This window comes from Oryzophilus luti, assembly GCF_059726245.1.
Genome location: NZ_AP040874.1, coordinates 2,659,282 through 2,679,531 on the forward strand (window position 1 = coordinate 2,659,282; position 20,250 = coordinate 2,679,531).

General features: G+C 62.9%; 15 protein-coding genes. 2 read left to right on the plus strand and 13 right to left on the minus strand.

Annotated features, from left to right (window positions below; translation table 11 throughout):
* Positions 1-129: 129 nt before the first annotated feature.
* Positions 130-1,482, plus strand: coding sequence for an amidase (locus AC6IZO_RS11395; RefSeq protein ID WP_497804918.1), 1,353 nt, complete (start codon positions 130-132; stop codon positions 1,480-1,482).
* An 80-nt stretch (positions 1,483-1,562) separates the two neighbouring features.
* Here AC6IZO_RS11395 and AC6IZO_RS11400 read toward each other — a convergent pair whose 3' ends face one another.
* The 13 genes from AC6IZO_RS11400 to folP all read right to left on the minus strand — a co-directional run bounded on the left by AC6IZO_RS11400 (position 1,563) and on the right by folP (position 18,585).
* Positions 1,563-2,906, minus strand: a complete 1,344-nt coding sequence (locus tag AC6IZO_RS11400) for an MFS transporter (protein WP_497804919.1) — start codon at positions 2,904-2,906, stop codon at positions 1,563-1,565.
* Positions 2,907-3,005: 99 nt separating this feature from the next.
* Positions 3,006-5,747 (minus strand): TonB-dependent receptor, encoded by a 2,742-nt coding sequence (locus AC6IZO_RS11405; protein ID WP_497804920.1) that lies wholly within the window; start codon positions 5,745-5,747, stop codon positions 3,006-3,008.
* A 40-nt stretch (positions 5,748-5,787) separates the two neighbouring features.
* A complete protein-coding gene (locus AC6IZO_RS11410; RefSeq protein WP_497804921.1) occupies positions 5,788-6,924 on the minus strand; it encodes a hypothetical protein in 1,137 nt (378 codons plus the stop codon).
* A 235-nt stretch (positions 6,925-7,159) separates the two neighbouring features.
* Positions 7,160-8,398, minus strand: a complete 1,239-nt coding sequence (gene fabF / locus AC6IZO_RS11415) for a beta-ketoacyl-ACP synthase II (protein ID WP_497804922.1) — start codon at positions 8,396-8,398, stop codon at positions 7,160-7,162.
* A 2-nt stretch (positions 8,399-8,400) separates the two neighbouring features.
* On the minus strand, positions 8,401-8,646 hold the full coding sequence (gene acpP / locus AC6IZO_RS11420) for an acyl carrier protein (protein WP_497804923.1): 246 nt from the start codon (positions 8,644-8,646) through the stop codon (positions 8,401-8,403).
* A 119-nt stretch (positions 8,647-8,765) separates the two neighbouring features.
* On the minus strand, positions 8,766-9,011 hold the full coding sequence (gene acpP, locus AC6IZO_RS11425; RefSeq protein WP_497804924.1) for an acyl carrier protein: 246 nt from the start codon (positions 9,009-9,011) through the stop codon (positions 8,766-8,768).
* Between the two features lie 288 nt (positions 9,012-9,299).
* Complete coding sequence (locus AC6IZO_RS11430; RefSeq protein ID WP_497804925.1) at positions 9,300-10,631, minus strand: amidohydrolase family protein; 1,332 nt, start codon at positions 10,629-10,631, stop codon at positions 9,300-9,302.
* Positions 10,631-11,944: an amidohydrolase gene (locus tag AC6IZO_RS11435; protein WP_497804926.1), complete on the minus strand. Its 1,314-nt coding sequence runs from the start codon at positions 11,942-11,944 to the stop codon at positions 10,631-10,633. The genes AC6IZO_RS11430 and AC6IZO_RS11435 overlap by 1 nt, the downstream gene beginning before the upstream one ends.
* A 141-nt stretch (positions 11,945-12,085) precedes the next feature.
* Positions 12,086-12,688: a fused MFS/spermidine synthase gene (locus AC6IZO_RS11440; RefSeq protein ID WP_497804927.1), complete on the minus strand. Its 603-nt coding sequence runs from the start codon at positions 12,686-12,688 to the stop codon at positions 12,086-12,088.
* A complete protein-coding gene (locus AC6IZO_RS11445) occupies positions 12,685-13,674 on the minus strand; it encodes a spermidine synthase (RefSeq protein WP_497804928.1) in 990 nt (329 codons plus the stop codon). The genes AC6IZO_RS11440 and AC6IZO_RS11445 overlap by 4 nt, the downstream gene beginning before the upstream one ends.
* 302 nt (positions 13,675-13,976) lie before the next feature.
* Positions 13,977-15,425 carry a deoxyribodipyrimidine photo-lyase gene (locus AC6IZO_RS11450; protein WP_497804929.1) on the minus strand — a complete coding sequence of 483 codons (1,449 nt, stop codon included), beginning with the start codon at positions 15,423-15,425 and terminating at the stop codon, positions 13,977-13,979.
* Positions 15,426-15,699: 274 nt separating this feature from the next.
* The gene (gene ggt, locus AC6IZO_RS11455; protein WP_497804930.1) at positions 15,700-17,466 is read right to left on the minus strand and encodes a gamma-glutamyltransferase; all 1,767 of its coding nucleotides are present in this window, start codon (positions 17,464-17,466) and stop codon (positions 15,700-15,702) included.
* A gap of 231 nt (positions 17,467-17,697) precedes the next feature.
* The gene (gene folP / locus AC6IZO_RS11460) at positions 17,698-18,585 is read right to left on the minus strand and encodes a dihydropteroate synthase (RefSeq protein ID WP_497804931.1); all 888 of its coding nucleotides are present in this window, start codon (positions 18,583-18,585) and stop codon (positions 17,698-17,700) included.
* A gap of 109 nt (positions 18,586-18,694) precedes the next feature.
* Between folP and dacB the strand changes: the two genes are divergently transcribed.
* The gene (dacB, locus tag AC6IZO_RS11465; RefSeq protein ID WP_497804932.1) at positions 18,695-20,248 is read left to right on the plus strand and encodes a D-alanyl-D-alanine carboxypeptidase/D-alanyl-D-alanine endopeptidase; all 1,554 of its coding nucleotides are present in this window, start codon (positions 18,695-18,697) and stop codon (positions 20,246-20,248) included.
* The last annotated feature ends 2 nt before the right edge of the window (positions 20,249-20,250 follow it).

Here is a 20,250-nt window from a genome sequence, read left to right on the forward strand (position 1 = left end):
ATTCGTTAAATTAGCGTTCATTATCAGATAATTATCAGCAACTGAATCCACATCAAATATTCCATCCAAAACGATGAAGGGGTGCGCTTTCCAGTGCGAAGAATTGGGACGACGCGGTAGCATCAGCGCATGGCTGCGCTGAACGACGACATCGCTTTTCTTCCCTTGCTGGAACTGGCCGGGCGACTGCGGCGGCGCGAACTCTCCCCGGTTGCGCTGACGGCGCTCTGCCTGGAGCGCATTTCAAGACTCAATCCGCAACTCCACGCGTTCATCACCGTCACCGCCGATGAGGCGATGGAAGCGGCGGCGCAGGCCGAGCGCGAAATTGCATCGGAAAACTGGCGAGGGCCGCTGCACGGCATCCCCGTGGCCATCAAAGACCTGATCGACATGAAGGGCACGGTCACCACAGGCGCCAGCCGGGCCTTTGCCTCGGACGCTCCGGCGGGCAGCGATGCGCCGGTGGTTCGCAGGCTGCGCGAAGCCGGGGCAGTCATCGTCGGAAAGACGAACCTGCACGAAGTCGCCTACGGAGGCTCCGGAGCCATCTCCGCCTATGGCGCGGTGAGGAACCCTTGGAACCTCGCGCACGCCTCGGGCGGCTCGTCGTCGGGATCAGCTGCAGCGGTGGCCGCCGGGTTGTGCGTGGCAGCCATTGGCACGGACACTGCCGGCTCCATCCGTGTTCCCTCCAGTTGCTGCGGCGTGGTGGGGCTGAAACCGACCTACGGGCTGGTGAGCGCCAAGGGCGTACTGGCGCTGGCGCAATCCTACGACCACGTGGGGCCGATTGCCCGCACCTGCAACGACGCTCTGGCCGTGCTGCGTGCGATTGCACCGGTGAGTGACACAGAGAATGTTGAACCTGTGCTGACAGGCATGCGCGTGGGCATTCCGCACCCCGGCTTCTGCGAGAATCTCTCCGCGCCGGTGGAAGCCCTTTGGCGGCAGACGCTGGAACGCGTGCGCACGCTGGGAGCAGAGACTGTTCCGATTGAGTTGCATGCCGACCCCGACCGCACACTGGCCGATGGCGAATCCTACCGCGTGCATCGTCAACGCATTGCCGCAGACAGCCCCACACGCGAACTCTATGATCTGCGCACTCTGGCGCGCATTGAAAAAGGCGCAGGAGTCAGCGACGAACAGATGCGCAAACTGGCACTGAAACTGACTCAGGAACGTCAGGATGCGGCGCACATCTTCAACGAAGTGGATTTTCTACTGATGCCGACAATGCCGATTCTGCCTCCCACGCTGGCGGAGCTGGAGACACCAGAGGCGCGGGCCGTGGAGTTGCAAATGCTGCGCAATACGCGGCCGTTCAACGTGCTGGGGCTTCCTGCGGTGACAGTGCCAGTGGGCGTCTGCGACGGACTGCCGGTGGGCATGCAACTGGTGGCCGCCGCCGGAACCGATGTGCGGCTGCTGCGCATAGCGTCACTCCTGGAGATTCACCTGGAGCTTCCGCGCCTCTAAAAAGTGCACGCTTGGCCTCACTCGCCGCGGAGCACACGAGCGCGCACGCGAGGACACCCTGCGTGAAACGTCCGTGACGCCTACTCTTCCGAGGCGGAACGCAAAGCAGCGGCCGTGCCGATGCCGGTGGCAATCTCCGGCACAATGCCGAGTCGCTGGTAGATGGGACGCACGAGGCGGCGGATCTCCGCGAGCCTCCAGGCAAAGATGGCGGCAAACGCGATGCAAGCAACGCCGCTGAACAGAAGCGTGGTAGGCACGCCGAAGCGCGAGGCGATACTTCCGGCCAGCAGGCTGCCAAAAGGCGTCATGCCGAGAAACGCCATGGTGTAGTAGCTCATCACTCGGCCGCGCTTGTCGTCGTCGGCAATGGTTTGCAGGATGGTGTTGCTGACAGCCATGTGCTGCATCACCGAGTAGCCGGTCACGAACATCAATCCGAGCGAGATCCATAGCGCCGCCGAATGCGCCAGCAGAATGAGGCCGACGCCAAACGCCGCAGCGGCGATGGGAATGATCTTCAACAGGCCGCGAACATTGCGCCTGGCCGCCAGGATGAGCGCGCCGGTCAGGGCGCCGCAGCCGCTGGCCGCCATCAGGAAGCCGAGCGTGTGCGCGCCACCGCGCAGAATGGTGGAGGCGTAGATGGGCATGACGACCGTGTAAGACATACCGACCAGGCTGACCACCGCCAGCAGCAGCAGGATGGAACGAATGGGTGCGAAGCCCGAGACATAACGCCACCCCTCGGCGAGGTCGGCACGCACGCTCCGCCCATTGGTCACCACCGGACGCACAGCAACGTGCATCATCAGCAGCGAACCGATGACGGCGATGAAGCTGACGCCATCGACCAGGAAGCAGTAGCCCTCGCCGTAGCGCGCAATCAGCAGTCCGGCGAGCGACGGCCCCACCAGCCGCGCCAGATTCACCATCGACGAGTTGAGCGCAATGGCGTTGGCAAGATCGGCGCGGTCATCAATCAACTCGGATAGAAACGACTGGCGCGCGGGCGTGTCGAACGAATTGACGATACCCTGCACCACACTGAGAATGACGATGTGCGTGATGGTGATGCGTCCGCTGAGCGCAAGCCACGCCAGCAGCAGCGACTGCACCATCGAAATCGCCTGCGTCCAGACCAGGGCACGATGGCGGTTCCAGCGGTCCACCCAGACGCCGGCAAACGGCCCCAGCAGAAACATGGGAAGCTGACCGGCAAAGCCCGTGATGCCCAGCAGCATGGCCGATCCAGTGAGGCGGTAAACCAGCCAACTGGTGGCGATGCGCGTCATCCAAGTGCCAATAAGCGAGGTTCCCTGCCCGCCGAAATAGAGCCGGTAGTTGCGCGAGCGCAGGGCGCGAATGATGAAGCGCCAGCTTGCGCCTTGCGGCTCGGACTGGGAGACGGCGGAGGAGCTCATGAAGGAACAATAGTTGGATGCATGGGCCGAACGCAACGGAGCATCGCAAAAAGGCCGTCCCCGGGAGGACGGCCTTTGACTGATTGGAGCAGCGCCGCCCTAGAACGCGAACGTCATCTGCAACTCGATGCGGCGGTTGTAGGCCGAACCACTCGAGAACGGGCCTCCGGCGAGCGCGATGGACTGGCCAAAGCGGCTCGAACTGAGGTTGCCGATGGGCGTTGCCGAGTTGGTGGTGTTGAACAGGTTCCGCACGCCGACCGCGAAGGTCAGGTTATAGCGGCGGTCGCTGTTCACGCTGAAGTTCGGTCGGCCGTGGCCGCCTCCTGGGCCGCCCGGTCCGCCGCGGGGACCGCCCTGCGGGCCGCCGGAGGCCTGCGAGTTATCGACCGTGCCTGCCAACTTGGGACCGATGCCGAACGTTTTGCTTAAACGCATATTGAACGTGACGTTGGCCGGGCCGGTGCCGCAGTTGATGGGAATAACCTTCTGGCCACTCTTCGGACTGAGGTCCACCACTCCGCACGGCGTAGAAACCGTGCTGGTGCTGCTGGTGTCGACGTAAGTTGGGCGGTCGTTGTAAACGGTGTCGCCGTTCAGGTCGCGGCCGAGCGTGATGTTATACGGCGCACCGGCGTTGGCCACAAGGAACGGGCTGAAGCGAACCAGATATGGCAGCACCACGGAGCCGCCGAGGAAGAAGCGCTGGTGCACATCCCACGACGAGCGGCCCCAGTCCTGCTTGAAGTTGTATGGATTGCTGGGCGAGCTGGAGATGGCGTTGGCGTGCCCGAACATGTAAAAGGCGTTGAGCGAGACGCGCGAGCCCAAGCGCAGGTTTGAATTCACGATGAGCTGATTCTGCTTGTAGGAGCCCGCAGACTCGTACTGGAAGATGTTCTCCTCCACACCGTTCGGACGCACCCCGTCAATAGGCGCGTTGATGTTTGGGTTGACCAAGGAATGTTGGCCACGGGAGTTGAGATAGGTGGCCGAAACGGTCCCCATCTTGCCCAACTGGCGCTCCAGGCTGGTGGCAAACTGCATGGTATAGGGCGTGCGCAGGTTGTGGGCGATGGTGGTAACGCTCGTGGCCGAGGTCGTCAGCGAGCCAAGATCGGCAGGGACGGTGGTGAACGACGGATCGGAGACCACGTAGTTCGTCAGGGTCACGCCGTTGTAGCGCTGTGCGTTCAGCAGATAGCTCTCGCCGAAGCGGTCATAGAACATGCCCCATCCGACGCGGACAACCGTCTTGGGAGTGCTCTTGGCGCTGCCAAGCCCCCAGGAAAGGCCGATGCGCGGCGACCAATCTTTGTAGTCGCTGATGCCGCTCTGCGTCTCATAGCGCAGGCCGTAGCTGAGGGTGACGTTGGGGCGCAGCTTCCAATCGTCTTCGGCGTAGAAACCTACGTCCGCGAAGTTGATGTGCGACAACGGCTGGCCGGAGATGATGCTGAACTGGCTCGGTGTGCCGGCTTCGTAGGCGGCAATGCTGTCATAGGTGAACGTGCCGTTGAAGTTCTCCATGTCCAGGTTGGAGTCGCGCGAAACGCGCAAACGGCCACCGAACCGGATGAAATGCCTGCCGCGCTGCATCGAGGTGTAGTTCTGCAATTCAAAGCGGTTGTAGAGCTGCTGGAAGTGCTGCACAGCGCTATTGCCGCCATTGAAATAGCCGCCGACGGTGATGGCCGGCAGCGCGCCGATGGCGCCATTCTCGCTACGCGTGCGGATGTACTGGAAGCGCGTCTCATTGATGACCGAGTTGCTCAGCACCTGCGTATCGCTGATCTGCAGGGTGTGCTCCTCGGTGCTGCTGTTGTAGCCCTGCGAGGCAAGCACCAACTGGCCGACGCCATTGTTGGTCTCGTGGTTTTGCAGGTACTGGTAACGGGCGGTCAGCGTGTTGGTGGGCGTCAACTGGTAATCGAGACGCGGGCTGAAGTTGGTGCGCGTGCGCGGATGCCCCACCACCTGATTGGTGTAGGCGTCTGTGGCGGTCTGTGCGTTCACCACCGAGCTGTCATCAATGTTGCGGCGCTCGATGTTGAAGAACAGCGAAGCCTTCTTGCTGAGCGAGCCGCTGACGTTGCCCATGTACTGCGTGGTCAGGTAGTCGGGCACCTTCACGTCGCCAATGTAGGGATTGAGTGCGTTGATCGCTTTCGGGTTGGCCTCGAAGGTGAACTGCCCGTGCCACTTGTCGGTGCCGGGCTTGGTGAAGACTTCAACGCGGCCGTAGCCAAGGCGGTCATACTGCGCGGAGAACGGATTCTGGTTGATGCGGATTTCGCGGATGGACGACTTGGGCGGCAGCGTGCCGTTGCTGAAGCCGTCAATGTAAACCTGGCCGCCGTTGGGCCCGGCGGAAGGTCCGGCAAGGGCCTGAAGGTCGTTCGCCAGTTCATCCGGATCGTCGGAGAGCGATTCAAGATCCTTATCTTTCAGCACGGTCTGCGTAGCGTTCTGAGAGGCGTCGACGGAAACGGCCTTGGTCTCGTCGCTGACGGTGACCTGCTCGGACTTGACCGCGATTTCAAAGGCAATATCAAGCTGCTGCGGCGCCGCCGGCACGTTGACGTCGGTGAGCTGATACGGGCTGAAGCCCTTGGCCACCGCGCTGAGCGTGTACTTGCCCGGCGGCAGGTCCTTGATCACATACGCGCCCTGCTTGTCACTGGTGCCGGTGTAAGCCTGCCCGGCAGCAGAGGTCGCAGTGACGGTTGCCGAAACCACAACCGCGCCGGAAGGATCGGTTACCTGTCCGCGAAGCAGCCCAGTGGACTGAGCCGCGACGGGCAACACCGCCAACAAACACAGCAGAACAACAAGCAACACAGAACATCGAACACAGCGGTTCATCCCAACTCCTATTGCCTTACTCATTGGCGCCACCCTCGGCACCTGCACTCAGGCTCCACGGCGTAAGCAGGCTGCTGTTGCCGGGGGCGGTCAAAAGCGCTTCCACGCCGCTGAGCAGCGTGATGACGGTCGCCTTGTCGGACGAGGCGCTCTGCGAGGCCACGATCATGACGGCCTCGCCTTTTTGAAGATCGGCGATGGAGGCCGCCGGCAGGCGCGAGAGCATCTGCTGGAGGTCTCCGCCATTGCCATTGCCGGGTGCGCCACCGCGGCCTGCGGTCTCGCCCGCAGGAGCGGCATGAGAAGCTGCGGCCTGCCCTTCGGGTGCTCCGCCCTTGAGGCGCTGCGCCAGGCGCTGCGCAATCATGGGGTTCAGCTTCTTGAGCTGCGAATCCTTGGTGATGGCGACGGTCACGCTCTTCTTCGTCGCGAGGTCCTGGAAGGTGATGGTACCGGCTGTGGCGTCGATGGAGGCGATGACGCCGGAGAGATTGCGGAAGGCGCCGGTGACAATCTCGTCGGCGGTGAACTGCGTGCCGTCCTCGTTCTTCGCGCCGCGTGCGCGCAACTGGTCTCCCGCGCGGATTTCATCGAGCTTCGAGAGCTGTGCGTCCTCAAAGCGCGTGGAGCCGGGCGCGTAGCGGCGAATGAGCGCCTTGGAGCCGAGCGCAACCTTCACATCCTTGCTGCCGGTGGCCGTGGTGGTGGCCACAATGATGCTGGAGGTGGCCACATCGACCGACTTCACAATGCCGCCGATGCCGTGCTGCCAGGCCTGAAGCTCCTTTTGATGGCGAGCTGCCAGATCGGTGGCCTTCATGGCCAACACGTCGAGCGCAACCAGAGCGGAACCAGCTTCATTCATCCGCGCGCGAACCAGCACGCGGTCGCCGATCTGGAGATCCGCAGAGGTAATGGTCACAGCCTTGGTAAGATCTTTTTCTCCGGGAGGAATGGCGCGCACGCGCGTGGCGACCGCCAGTTGCACCGAGACATCGGCGCCACCCGCGTCAGGACTGACGGTCAGAGATGTCGCATTGACGGTCTTGACGGTGCCAAGCTGCTTGACCACCGGCGCCTGCGCCCAGGCGGAGATGCTGGCCAGTGCCAGCAACAGGCCCACCCCAGCAGATGCAATTCGATTCCTGAACATACCTTATGTTGCTCCTTCCGCGGAGAGCAAATGCACGAAGTCGCGGACGGATGACGGAGGGGGTTCCGTCACAACCGCTTCGCAATTCCTTTACAGGTCTGTTCGTTCCCGTGGTGGCCCACTGCACTGAGCGCCGACTCCACTGCCCTGGAACGAACTCCGTGCTCCACTATCTATTTTGACTGCAAACAAAAGCCCCGGTATACACCGGGGCTCGTTAAGATTTGTAAGGATCTTACTCCGTCCAGCGCTTGAACAGCAGCGAGCCGTTGGTTCCGCCGAATCCGAACGAATTCGAAAGCGCGTACTCCATCTTCACATCGCGGGCCACGTTGGGGACAAAATCCATGCCCGCCGTCGCCTCATCCTGGTTTTCCAGGTTGATGGTCGGCGGCAGCTTCTGGTCACGGAGCGCCAGCACGGTCACGCCGGCCTCAAGACCGCCCGCGCCGCCCAGCAGGTGCCCCGTCATGGACTTGGTGCTGCTGACCGCGATCGGGTGCTCGCCGAACAGATTGCGAATGGCCTTGGCTTCCAGATCGTCGCCGATCCCGGTGGAAGTGCCGTGCGCGTTGACGTAGCCAATGTCAGTGGGCTTGATGCCCGCGTCATGGATGGCGTTGCGCATCACACGGAAGCCGCCCTCATGCTCGGGGGCCGGAGCCGTGATGTGGTACGCATCGCCGCTCATGCCATAGCCAACGATTTCGGCAAGGATTTTTGCACCGCGCGCCTTGGCGAACTCCAGCTCTTCCAGAATCAGAATGCCGGAGCCTTCGCCGACCACAAAGCCGTCGCGATCCTTGTCCCACGGACGGCTGGCGCGCTCGGGATCGTCATTGCGCGTGGACAGCGCGCGCATGGCTGCGAAGCCGCCGATGCCCATGGGCGTGATGGCCGCCTCGGCGCCGCCGCAGATCATCGCATCGGCATCGCCGCGCTGGATGATCTTGAACGAATCGCCGATGGCATGCGCACCCGTGGTGCAGGCCGTCGCCGTCGCCTCGTTCGGCCCCTTGGCTCCAAAACGGATGGAGACCTGGCCGGCCGCAAGGTTGACGATGGCCGCAGGAATAAAGAAGGGGGAAATCTTCCGCGGGCCGCCCTGCATCAGCGCGGTGTGCTCGCGCTCGATGATGTCGAAGCCGCCGATGCCGCTGCCGATGAACACACCGACGCGCTCAGCGATCTCCGGCGTCACCTTCAGGCCGGCGGTTTGCATAGCTTCATCCGACGCCGCGATGGCGAAGTGGATGAAGCGGCCCATTTTGCGGGATTCCTTCTTGTCGATGAACTGAAGCGGGTCGAAGTTCTTGACTTCGGCGGCGATCTGACAGGCAAACTGCTCAGCATCGAACGACGTGATGCGCCCCACGCCGCTCTTGCCCGCCAGCAACGCCGACCACACCGCTTCCGTGGTGTTGCCAACGCCGCAAATCAGGCCCAGTCCGGTAACAACAACCCTGCGCTTCAAGTTTACTTACCGCCTTTGGCGTGAGCCGTGATGTAGTCGACCGCGTCTTTCACGGTCTTGATCTTCTCGGCGTCCTCGTCCGGAATCTCGATGTCGAAGGCCTCTTCAAACGCCATCACCAGTTCGACCGTATCCAGCGAATCCGCTCCCAGGTCATCCACGAAGGATGCAGTGGCCGTCACTTCGCCTTCATCCACGCCAAGCTGTTCCACGATGATCTGTTTAACCTTCTCGTCTACCGAAGCCATTCGGCTTTCTCCTTTCAACGGCCTCTGCGGGCCGGGCCGGAGCCGCGGCTCCAGCGTGTGGGGGATGCAACTTTAATCTTGTTCCGGCGGCCGCGCAAGGCGGCGCTGCGCGCAACCGCTTACTTTGCGGCCTTGGCGTGCTCGGTAATGTAGTCGACCGCGTCCTTCACGGTCTTGATCTTTTCGGCGTCCTCGTCGGGAATCTCGATGTCGAAAGCCTCTTCAAACGCCATCACCAACTCGACCGTATCCAGCGAATCCGCTCCCAGGTCGTCTACGAAAGAAGCGGTGGCGGTGACTTCAGCCTCGTCCACTCCCAACTGCTCCACGATGATCTGCTTAACCTTATCTTCAACTGCGGCCATTCGGACGCCTCCTGCTATTAGAAACCGGCTCAGTGTAATGGTGGGCTGTGTGGCCTGTAAATAGCCGCAACAGGGTGCAACTGCCCGCGCCCACGCAAAGCAATTCCCTACCGCAGTCTGCTCGGACGGGAAAACACTCGTCCTTCATCCTAAATGTTGGGGGAAAGCGGGGTCAATGACCGCGAACATCTCTGCAAACCGTTGAGAATGAATGATGATTCATTTTGCATTCCGCGCAAAAGGAACGGGCGGAGCCCTTGGCCCCGCCCGCATGGGAATCCCGCGTGGTTAGCGGCTGTACTGATCGCGCAAGCGAGTCTGGCGGCTGCTCATCTCAACCGCCTTGCCCGCAATGTAGACCTGCTTGACCTGCGTCTTGACGTCCAGCGGATCTCCGGTGGCAACAACAACATTCGCCTGCTTGCCCACGTCGAGCGAGCCGAGCCGGTCAGCCACGCCCCAGATTTCGGCCGGGGTCAGCGTGATCGAACGCAGCGCTTCTTCGTAAGGCAGCCCGAAGGCCACGGCGAAGCCCGCCGCGTAAGGCAGGTTGCGAACGTTGTGCGCGTCATAGCTGGCCAGCGCCACCTTGACGCCGCGCTTGTAGAGCTCCGCCGGAATGCGATAGACCGCGTCATAGCGATCCTCGGACTTCGGCATGTCATAGATTGGCCCGAAGATGACCGGCACCTTCAGGGCCGCAATGCGGTCAAGCACCGCGCCGGAGTGCGTGAGGTGGTTAAGCACGAACTTGAGGTGGAACTCCTCGGCCAGCGCCACGGCGGTTTCCACATCGCTCGGCTCGTTGGCGGCAAGCACCACGAACTTCTTGCCCTCGAGGTAAGGAATCAGCGCCTCATATTTCAGCTCGCGCTTGGGGGCCGGCCCTTTGGCCTTGTCGGCATCGCTCTTGGCATTCCACTCGACCCACTTGCGCTGGTAGTCCTGCGCATCGATAAGCGCTTGGCGAAGCTGCGCGGCCATGCCCATGCGCGTCTGCGGAAACTTCGCATGCTCCCAGCTCTCGTTGCGGCGCTGCTCGCCGGTAAAGTTCAACGGCAGGGCAAGGTCGCGCACAAGGATGTAATCGGGCTGATGCTGGCCGTCGAGTTGCACAAAAATGTCCTGACCCGGCAGCGTGTCTCGGCTGGCCGGGGCCACCACGGCGTTGGTGATGCCGTTCAGCCGCGCGACCGGAATCAGCTCGCTTTCCGCGTGAAAGGCGTCGTAGGTGTGCATCTGCGGCATCACGTTGTCGCTCGGCTCCACCAGATCGTTCGTCGACTGGTCGGCCTCGATCTCGGTCAGCCCCAAGTGGGTTTCGGAATCGATGAGCCCCGGATAGACCGTCATGCCCTTGGCGTCGACGATCTTTGCTCCGGCGGGAATCTTCGTCGACGGGCCACCGATGGCGGCGATCTTGCCATCGGCGAGCACGAGCACGCCGTTCTCAATCACACCGTGCGAGACCGTCAGCAGGCGTCCGCCCTTGATGGCCACAACCTCAGGCTTCGCGTCGGCGGACTTCGCCTCCGCAGGCTTTGTCTTCTGCGCCACGGCTCCGGCGCTCCACGCGCAAAGGGCCAGCGCCACTGCCAGAATCTTCTTCGTCGTCTGCATTAGCGCACCTCCCCATCCACCGCGCTGGTGTGCACAAGGCCCGTGCCCGGCAGCGCGCGGTCAAACCAAAGTTGCCCGTCAATCCACACCTTTTCCGGCGTGGTGGCGGTGGCGAGCGGATAGTCGCTCCACAAAACCAGGTCGGCGTCCTTGCCCACGTCGAGCGAGCCCACGCGGTCTTCCACGCCGATGATCCAAGCCGGGGTGAGCGTGATCATTTTCAGCGCCTCGTCCTCGGAGATGCCGCCGTAATCCTCAATCTTGGCGGCTTCCTGGTTCAGGCGGCGGATGTAGTCGTCCGAATCGCTCTTGATGGCCACGCGCACGCCCTTGCGCAGAGCGATGGCAGCGTTCCACGGAATCGCATCCCACGCTTCATACTTGTAGCCCCACCAGTCGCTGAAGGTGGCGATGCCCACGTTTTCCTTGGCGAGCACGTCGGCGATCTTGTAGGCCTCCAGCGCGTGATGGAAGGCGCGCACCTTGTAGCCGAACTCCTTGGCCATGGCCAGTTCGGTCAGCATTTCATCGGAGCGGTAGCAGTGAATCTGCACCAGAATTTTTCCGCGCAGAACGTCGGCCAGTGCGTCGAGTTTGAGATCGCGCTTGGGCTGCTTGGCGTCCTTGTCTCCACGCTTGACGGCCGCGTTGTAAGCGTCCCACTCGCGCATGTAATCCTGCGCCTCAACCAAGGCCTCGCGCTGCACCTCAAAGTTGCCCATGCGGGTGGAGGGCGCCTGCCCCTTGGCACCGAAGACGCGCTTCGGGTTCTCACCGCTGGCGAACTTGATGGAGCGCGGCGCGCCGGGGAACAGAAGCTGGTCACGGTCAAGCCCGAACTTGGTCTTGATAACCACGGCCTGTCCGCCGATCATGTCCGCCGAGCCATGCAGCAGCAGCGCACTGGTGACGCCCCCGGCCAGCGCGCGGTAAATCTCGCGGTCGGTGTAGTTGAAGGCGTCCTTCATCATCATGTGCGGGACGATGGGGCTAGTGGCCTCGTTGATGTCGTCATCGAGCGCCATGTGCGAATGCGGATCGATGATGCCGGGCGTCACATACTTGCCGCCGGCATCGATGACCGGCACACCGGCGGGCGCTTCCACCTTTGCACCGATGGCCGCGATACGGCCGTCCTTCACGTAAATTGAGCCATGCTCGATGCGGCCATGCGTCACGGTCAGCAGCGTGGCATTGCGGATGACCACGTCTCCGCCGGTGGCCGGAGCGGCAGGCTTACCCTGCGCCAAAGCCACACAGGCCGCGGCCGTGGCAAGAAACACGACCGCCAGCAGTTTCCACATTTTCTTCATTGCATCTCCTGGATCGGACCAAAAGGAAGTGAAGGGATGATAGGAGGAAGCGCCGGGCGGGTCAAATGCGGGGTGGGGATTTCACCTCCGCCAGCGCGGGTGGAGGTGAAATCCCTTTGATGGTTCTGGCTCGGAATCCGGTCAGGAAGTGGCGTGCAATTCCTGGAGGAAAAGAATGACACTGCACACACACAGCACGAGCGCGAAGACGTAGGTAATCATCCGCGAGCCAAGCAGGGGGATCAGAACGAACGTGGTGAACAGTGTTCCGAAGACGTTGCCAATGGTGGAGATGCCATAGACAGAGCCGGAGACCTTGCCTGTGTTTCCGGCATTATCGGTAAGCAAACGCACGCACACCGGCGACAACGTGCCAAGGAGCGTCAGAGGCAGCAACAGCAGCGCCGAGGATGCGAGGAGCACTCCGAGAGGGCCTTCGCCGACGGAATTCAAAATCGCCAGCATGACCGAATCGGCAGCCTTGGGAACGAGGGCCAGATAGAACGCCGCGCCCGCGACGTTGAACGCGATCAACCGTGGCGACGGGTGTTTGTCAATCAGAGCGCCGCCGATGAAATACCCAAGAGTCAGCGCAACCAGCACCATCGAAATGAGCCCGGCCCATGTGCCGATTCCCCCGCCAAAGTACGGGAACAGATAACGGCTGCCCAGCATTTCGAACCCCATGAGCACTCCGCCCACGAGGAAGGCGGATAGGTAGAGAGCAAGCGAGCGAGCCTTCATCGCGCGGCTCCGTTCGGCTTTTCATTATGGCGGGAGATGGACTTGAGTGAATCGACGGGAGCGAAGTCGTCTGTCAGCAGCTTGGCGTTGTCCTCAATTCCGCCGGTAGCGAAGCCGTCCTTATTGAACACGTCCAGGTGCCAGACCTGCCCCACCATGACGGACTTGAGCAGGTATCGATCCCGAAGCATCTTCGCCGGATCGTAGCGCAGCCCAAAGGCAGTGGTTCTCTGGTGCGCCGCCTGCTCCAAGTCTTCCTTGCTCCGCTGCACGCCGTTGTACGCAATAACGACAACGTTGCCGCCCACATCCTCTCCGGTGAGTGCGCTGTGCCCCGATCCGCTGGCGTCGTAAAACTCCACCTGCGGGAACACGCGATTCAAGGTCTTCACTGCGGAATCAAACAGCATCGTGGAAGGCTCCACGTTCTGCGCCACCACGCCTCCGGCAACCAGATGCTCATGCACCAGTTGGTAGAACTCCTGCGTCAGGAGATGAAAGGGAACGAACGGACCACGATAGGCGTCAATCAGGATCACGTCATACTTCTCCTTCGATTGCGCCAGAAACAGCCGGCCGTCCTCCTTTACGAGATGGAAGTTGGGTTCCTCGCGGATGCCGAAATATTTGATTGCGAGATCCTGCACTGCGGGATCCAATTCAACGGAAGTGATCTGAACCGTGGGCAGAAACTTGTGCAGATACCAGGCGATGCGGCCTCCGCCGCTGCCGATCTCCAGGATGGAATTGATCTTCCCGGGATACATCAGCGAGGCCGTCATGTATTGCGTGTAGGGAACCGGCAGTTCGCGGTCGTCCTTGGGGTTATAACTGCTCTCCGTGTAAATCTTCTGATTCATACCGAAGGCCATGTTTACGTACTGGCCATCACGGTAGACATAGATGTTGTTATAGAGAGACTCCTTCGACTCGACCATTTTGCTGGGATCGATGACCTGAGCCGTTCCCTTCTTGCAGGAATTCACGAGAAGTGTTGCCGCGCACAGCACTATCAGCACAAGAATTGCAAGACTGCGTCTTTCAACCATGACCGGGGATGCTCAGCAGTGCGCTGCGATCTTGCCGCAGCCCTGCCGAGCAGAACTCCTTCCATCGGATTGAACAGCGGAACGGAAAAGACTTACCGTGGGGGAAACGGCATCTTAGTGACAATCCCAATAATTTGGTGTGACCACAGTCACCGCGACTTGTTTAGAAGGCTCAAAAGACGTCTCTCGCTTCATTTCCAGAGAGACAAATCCATATTTAAAACAAGAAGACGCGACCTTTAGAACAGCGTCTCCTGCGGCGGCTCGGGGCCGGGCCAGTTGGCGTTGGTGAGGGCCGCGCCATGGGAGAGCGCGAGCATCTGGCGCTGGTAGCGGACGGCGTCGAACTTTTTGGCCGCCGCCGGGCCGCTCATGTAGCGCACGGTGCCGAAGATGGCGCGCTCAAACCACGGGCGGTCGAACTTGCCGACCATCGACCAGGCGACGCCCGCGTAACCGTTCGGATCGCGGCCGTCGAGCTGATACTTATCGTTCAAATCGACGGCGGTCTGGTAGGCCACGGCCGGCGAGGGCGACCACTCCAGAATCTTCTTGGCCCAGTACATGCGCATGTAGTTGTGCATCCACCCGGCGTGGAGCAACTGGCGCTGCGCGGCGTTCCACAACTCGTCGTGCGTGGCGGCCTGCTCAAACTGGTCGCGCGCGTAGACCACGGGGCGCGGATCGCCGGCGTGCGCAGCCAGCGTGCGGTGCGCCCAGTCGGGGCCGCACTCCAGCGAATCGTAGACCGGATTGAAGTGCACGAAGTTGATGGAGAGCTCGCGCCAGGTGATGAGCTGGTCGAGAAAATCGTCCTTGGCCGCCTGTGGTGCCGACGAGGCGTTGACGGTGCTGACCACCGTCTGCGGGCCGATGTGGCCGAAGTGCAGGTAGGGCGAGAGGCGGCTGGTGCCATCGACTTCCGGGTGTCCGTGGCGCTCGGGATAACGCGCGAGCTTGCGCTGCACAAACTGCTCAAGCAGGCGCAGCGCGTGGCTGGTGCCGCCGGTAAAGCTCGTGACCTCGCCCACGGAGCGGTCAAGCTGCGGCCAGTCGCGCGTGATGTCGTAGTCCTCGGGCAACTGCGCAAGGCCCACAGGCGGCTGCCACGAGTGATGCGCGTGCGGATTCGCGGAGGCGGTTGCGTACTGGGCAAGGCGCTCGCGCAGGCGCGGACGAATGATGCGGGCGGCGTACTGCTCCTTGAGCAACAGGCGCGAGGGCACAAGCACGTCGGCGTCAACAGTCCAGAGCGGCACGCGCAGCTTGCGCGCGGCGGTCTCGCGCCACTGGCGAGGCTCGCGCATGGGGTTCTCATCGCCGATGACGATAGCGGCCGCGACCTCCTCCGCAAAACGCAGCAGGCTGTGCTCCGGATGACGGCGCAGCACGAAGCCAACGTTGCGCTGGCGGCAACGCAAAGCGGTCTCCGCAATGCCCTGCTGAAGGAAACGGTAGTGGCGCAGGTTGGCGTGCGGGTAATACGGCACCGGCGCGAAGAAGACCACGCAGGGCAGCGCGAGCGCGTTGGCCAGCTCCACCGCAACGTCGAGCGCGGGGTTATCGAGCGCGCGCTGCGCCCGCTGCATCCAGTAGACGACGCAGCGGCCATCGCGCGACGGCTCGCCCTCACGGCGGACTTGAATGCGCTCGGCGAATTGTGCACGGATGCGGTCGAGATCGGGCAAGCGGGCTCCGGGTGCAAGGTACTCGGCCCATGTTCGCACAACTGCGGGCAGGCAGAGCGGCCATTCTCGACGCACAGTTTCTTCGCAAGACTCGTGGTGAAAACGCGGCCGCGATTTTCTCGCCGGGGTAAAACTGCGGCCAAAGCAGTGCGCATGGGCGACAGTCATGCGAAGGGAGCGACAGCAGATCCTTCGTCGCTACGCTCCTCAGGATGACGCCCGCGTGGAGATTGGGTTTTGTGCGTCCGCTACTCTGCGCCCCGTGAGTGCTGGCCTACGGCAGCGGCGGGCCCTGCGGAATGGCTTCGCCGTCGCAGCGCGGGTCGCTGCCCGCGAAGTTGACGCCGCGCACGGTGTCGCGCACCACGGCTTCGCCCTGTCCGACGGTGAACGAGTACGGCTCCAGCAGCTTGATCTGGTGTCCGCGCGCGGTGAGTTCGCTGCGCACGCTCTCCGGAATGGTCTCCTCCATCTCCACGTCGCAGCCGTCAAAGCTGCTTTTGGTGAAGCGCGGGGCTTCGAGCGCGGCCTGCGGGTTCATGCCGAAGTCGACGACGTTGGCCACGAACTGCGCGTGCGCCTGCGCCTGGTTCCAGCCGCCCATGATGCCGAAGCCGATGCGCATGCCGTCCTTTTCCATGAAGGCCGGAATGATGGTGTGCAGCGGGCGCTTGCGCGGCGCCAGCGAGTTGGGCAGGCCCGGCTCAAGGGTGAAGCCCGCGCCACGGTTCTGAAAGCTGAAGCCGAGGCCGGGCGCGACCATGCCGGTGCCGTAGCCGCCAAAGTTGCTCTGGATGAGCGAAACGATGTTGCCGTCTTTGTCGATGGTGGAGAGATAGATGGTGGAGTTGCCGTGCGCGTCCAGCATCTTCTCAATGTCGGAGGGCACGACCTGGCAGGCGGCTTTCTTCGGGTCGATGAGCGCGGCGCGCTTCTTCGCGAGGTCCTTCGAGAGCATCTGCGCCACGGGCACCGGCGTAAAGCGCGGGTCGCCGACGAAGTGCACCATGTCAGCATAGGCCAGCTTCTTGGCCTCGATCTCAATGTGCAGCGCCTCGGCGGAATTCTGCTTGAGGCTGCCGAGCGGGAACTGCTCCATGATGTTCAGCATGGTGAGCGCGGCAATGCCCTGCCCGTTCGGCGGCAGTTCGTAGACCTTCCACCCGCGGTAGGTGGTGGAGATCGGTTCAACCCACTCGGGCTGGAAGTCGCGAAAATCCTCCGCCGTGTGCGTGCCGCCCTGCGCGCGCAGGAATTTCACCATCGCCTCGGTCAGCTCGCCATTGTAGAAGGCGTCGCGTCCGTGCGCGGCAATCTGGCGCAGCGAGTGCGCAAGTGCCGGGTTCTTGAACGTGTCGCCGAGTTTTGGCGCCGCGCCGCTGGGCATGTAGGTTTCGCGGAAGCCCGGTTGATTCAGAAATACCTTGGACGTCCAGTAGCGCGCGTTGCGCTCGGCGAGCGGGAAGCCGTTTTCCGCGTAGTAAATGGCGGGCGCCAGCACTTTGCTGAACGGCATGGTGCCAAAGCGCGAACGCAGTGCGTCCCAGCCGGCAACCGCGCCGGGAACATCAATGGTCTCCACGCCGATGGGGTTCATCTTCTCCACGCCATGCGCCTTCAGGTATTCGATGGAGAGGCCCTTTGGCGCCCAACCGCTGGAATTGAGTCCATAGAGCTTGCCGGTCTTTGCGTCGTAATAGAGCGCAAAGAGGTCTCCGCCGATGCCGTTGACGTAGGGCTGCACCACGCCCATCACGGCGTTGGCGGCGATGGCGGCATCCACGGCGTTGCCACCCTGCTCGAGAATGCGCGCACCCGCCTGCGAGGCAAGGAACTGCGGCGCGGCCACAATGCCAAACTTGGTCACCACCATTGAGCGTCCCTGGCCGGGCACGGAGACGAAGGACTTGGCCGCGTGCGAATCCTGCGCGGGGTTCGCCTCCTTCGTAGACTTCGGCGCCTGCGCGCCCGGAACGGCGGGCGATTGCGCGAACACGATGGAAGCGGAGAGCAAGAGTGCGGCCAGCGAGATGAACTTCATGGAATTCCCCTGCCAGATGGTTTTGCGTGCGGCGTGCTTGCAAGAACTATGACGGAGAGAGAGGACGGTTTCAAGTTTTGAGTTTCCAGTTTCAAGTTTCGAGCACCGGTGCACGGAACTATTGCGCGAAGAGTTCTCTCCGCGCGGCAGCACACCCACTTCTGCCAACTGCGGGCAGAAGTGGGACACGGAGCTTTGCGGATGAGCGAAGTACCTGCGACCGTGAGCGCGTTACTTGGCGGCGAGGATGGCGTCGGCGATGGCGACGGCCTCCACCGCGGGACGCACGTCATGCACGCGCACAAGGTGCGCGCCAGCCAGCACGCTGGCGGTGACGGCCGCGAGTGTGGCGTGCAGCAGGGAGAACGCGGGCAGCGAAGACGGGTCTGCACAGCCGAGCCGCGTGGCCACCGTGCGCGCCAGGAACGACTTGCGCGAGGGCGCGCTGAGCAGCGGATACCCGAGCGCGGCAAACTCACCAAAGCGCGCAAACAGCGGGTAATTCTGTTCCAGCCGTTTGCCGAAGCCGAAGCCGGGGTCGAGCACGATGCGCGTGCGCTCCACGCCAAGGGCAAGCGCGGCGGCGGCCACCTGCTCCAGCCCGCGCAGCGTGACGCCGAACGGATCGTCGAGCGGCGGCAGCGTGGGCCACTCGTCGGGACGCCCGCGCGTGTGCATCAGGATGGCGCCGCAGGGCGTGGCAGCCAGCGTCGGCAGCATGGCGGCGTCCCACTGCCCGCCGCTCACGTCGTTGACAATCTCAGCACCGGCGGCCAGCGCGGCTGCGGCCGTCGAGGCCTTGTAGGTATCGACGGAGATGACGGCCTGCGGACGCTCGCGCAGGATGCCTTCGATCACCGGCAGCAGGCGCGCCTGTTCTTCGGCGGCCGTGACAGGCTGCTGGCCGGAACCGGGGCGCGTGGATTCGCCGCCGATATCGAGAATGCCGGCGCCATCGTCAAGCAGACGCAGGCCATGTTCAATGGCGCGAGCCGGATCAAGGTAGCGGCCTCCGTCGGAGAAGCTGTCGGGCGTGACGTTGAGCACGCCCATGACGATCGTGCCTTCTCCGAGCGCGAGCGTGCGGTGCGCGAGTTGCCATTGGAATGGGGGCCGCATGCGGAAATTCTAACAACCGGAGCGATGGAACTTCGAGGCACGATGGTGTCAGAGCGCATGCGCCCTTCGCTGATACGCCACTGCAGAATCCGGTTAGAATGCAGGAACCATGCCGCGCACACGCACCCTGCTCACCTGCCTGCTTGTTCTGCTGATGGCCCTGGCGGCCACCGCCAAAGACCGCAAGGAAAAGCCCAAGCCGCTGGCAAAGCGCATTGACGCCGTGCTGGCCGCTCCCGACGTGGCGCGCGGTGAATGGGGCGTGAAGTTTGTGGACGAGGTAACGGGCCGCGTGCTCTACGAGCATGACGCCGAAAAGCTGTTCACCCCCGCGAGCAACACCAAGCTCTACACCACGGCGGCGGCCTTCGCGCTGGTGGGTCCTCAATACGTCTACCGCACCACCGCGGAGACGCCGGGCACGGTCGACAGCCGTGGGCGCGTGAATTCCGACCTGGTGCTGGTGGGCCGCGGCGACCCGAACCTGAGTGGCCGCGCTCTTCCCTACGCCGGCAAAACGGAGCGTCCGGGCCAGCCTGCACAGCACCTGCAGCAACTGGCGGATGCGGTGGTCGCGCGCGGCATCAAGGTCATCGACGGAGACATTGTCGGCGACGACAGCTACTACGTCTGGGAGCGCTACGGCGAAGGCTGGTCGCAGGACGACTTGATGTGGGAGAGCGGCGCGGCCGTGAGCGCGCTGAGCCTGAATGACAACCTGCTCTACGTGAAGATTGCGCCGGGTGACCACGCGGGCGACCGCGCCTTCCTGACCTTGGAGCCGTTCACCGACTACTACGAGATCGACAACCAGCTCGTGACCGCGCCCGCAAAGAGCGGCCCGCGGCGCTTGGGCCTGAACCGCGAACTCGATTCGCGCCGTATCACCGTGTGGGGCACCATTCCGCAGGATGACGCGGGCACCACCGAGTTGCTCACGCTGGAAGACCCCGCGCTGTATTCGGCGCAGATGCTGCGGCAGATGTTGGAGCAACGCGGCGTGGTCATTCTGGGCAAGACGCGCACACGCCACGCCGAGCGCAGCGTGCTTCCCTTTGCTGGAGCCAATGGCGCAGCAGCGATCCCTGCGCCTTCCCACCCGACCTTGACTGTGTTGGCCGAGAATGTTTCCGTGCCGCTCGCGGACGACCTGAAGGTGATCAACAAGGTGAGCCAGAACCTGCATGCGGAGCTAACGCTGCGGCTGGTGGGCAAGCAGCGCGGCACGAGCGGCAGCCTTGCGGGCGGGCTGGCGGCGATGAAGCAATGGCTGGCGACGGCGGGCGTCACGCCGGAGGAATACGTCTTCTACGACGGCTCCGGCATGTCGCGGCAGAATCTCGTCTCTCCGGCGGCGACCGTGAAGCTGCTGCAGTTCGCGCACGCGCAAAGCTGGGGCGCGCAATACGAAGACACGCTGCCCGTGGGCGGTGCGGACGGCACGCTGGCGCATCGCTTTACCGATCCCAAGCTGACCGCGCGCGTGCACGCCAAAACCGGCAGCATGAGCCACGTCAACGCGCTCTCCGGCTACCTGACGACGCAGGCGGGCAGGCGCGTGGTCTTCAGCATCATGGCCAACAACCACCTGCTGAGCGCGCACAACGCCAACGGCGTCATTGACGCGATGGTGCAGGCGGTCATCGAAGACGCCGGACGGTAGAA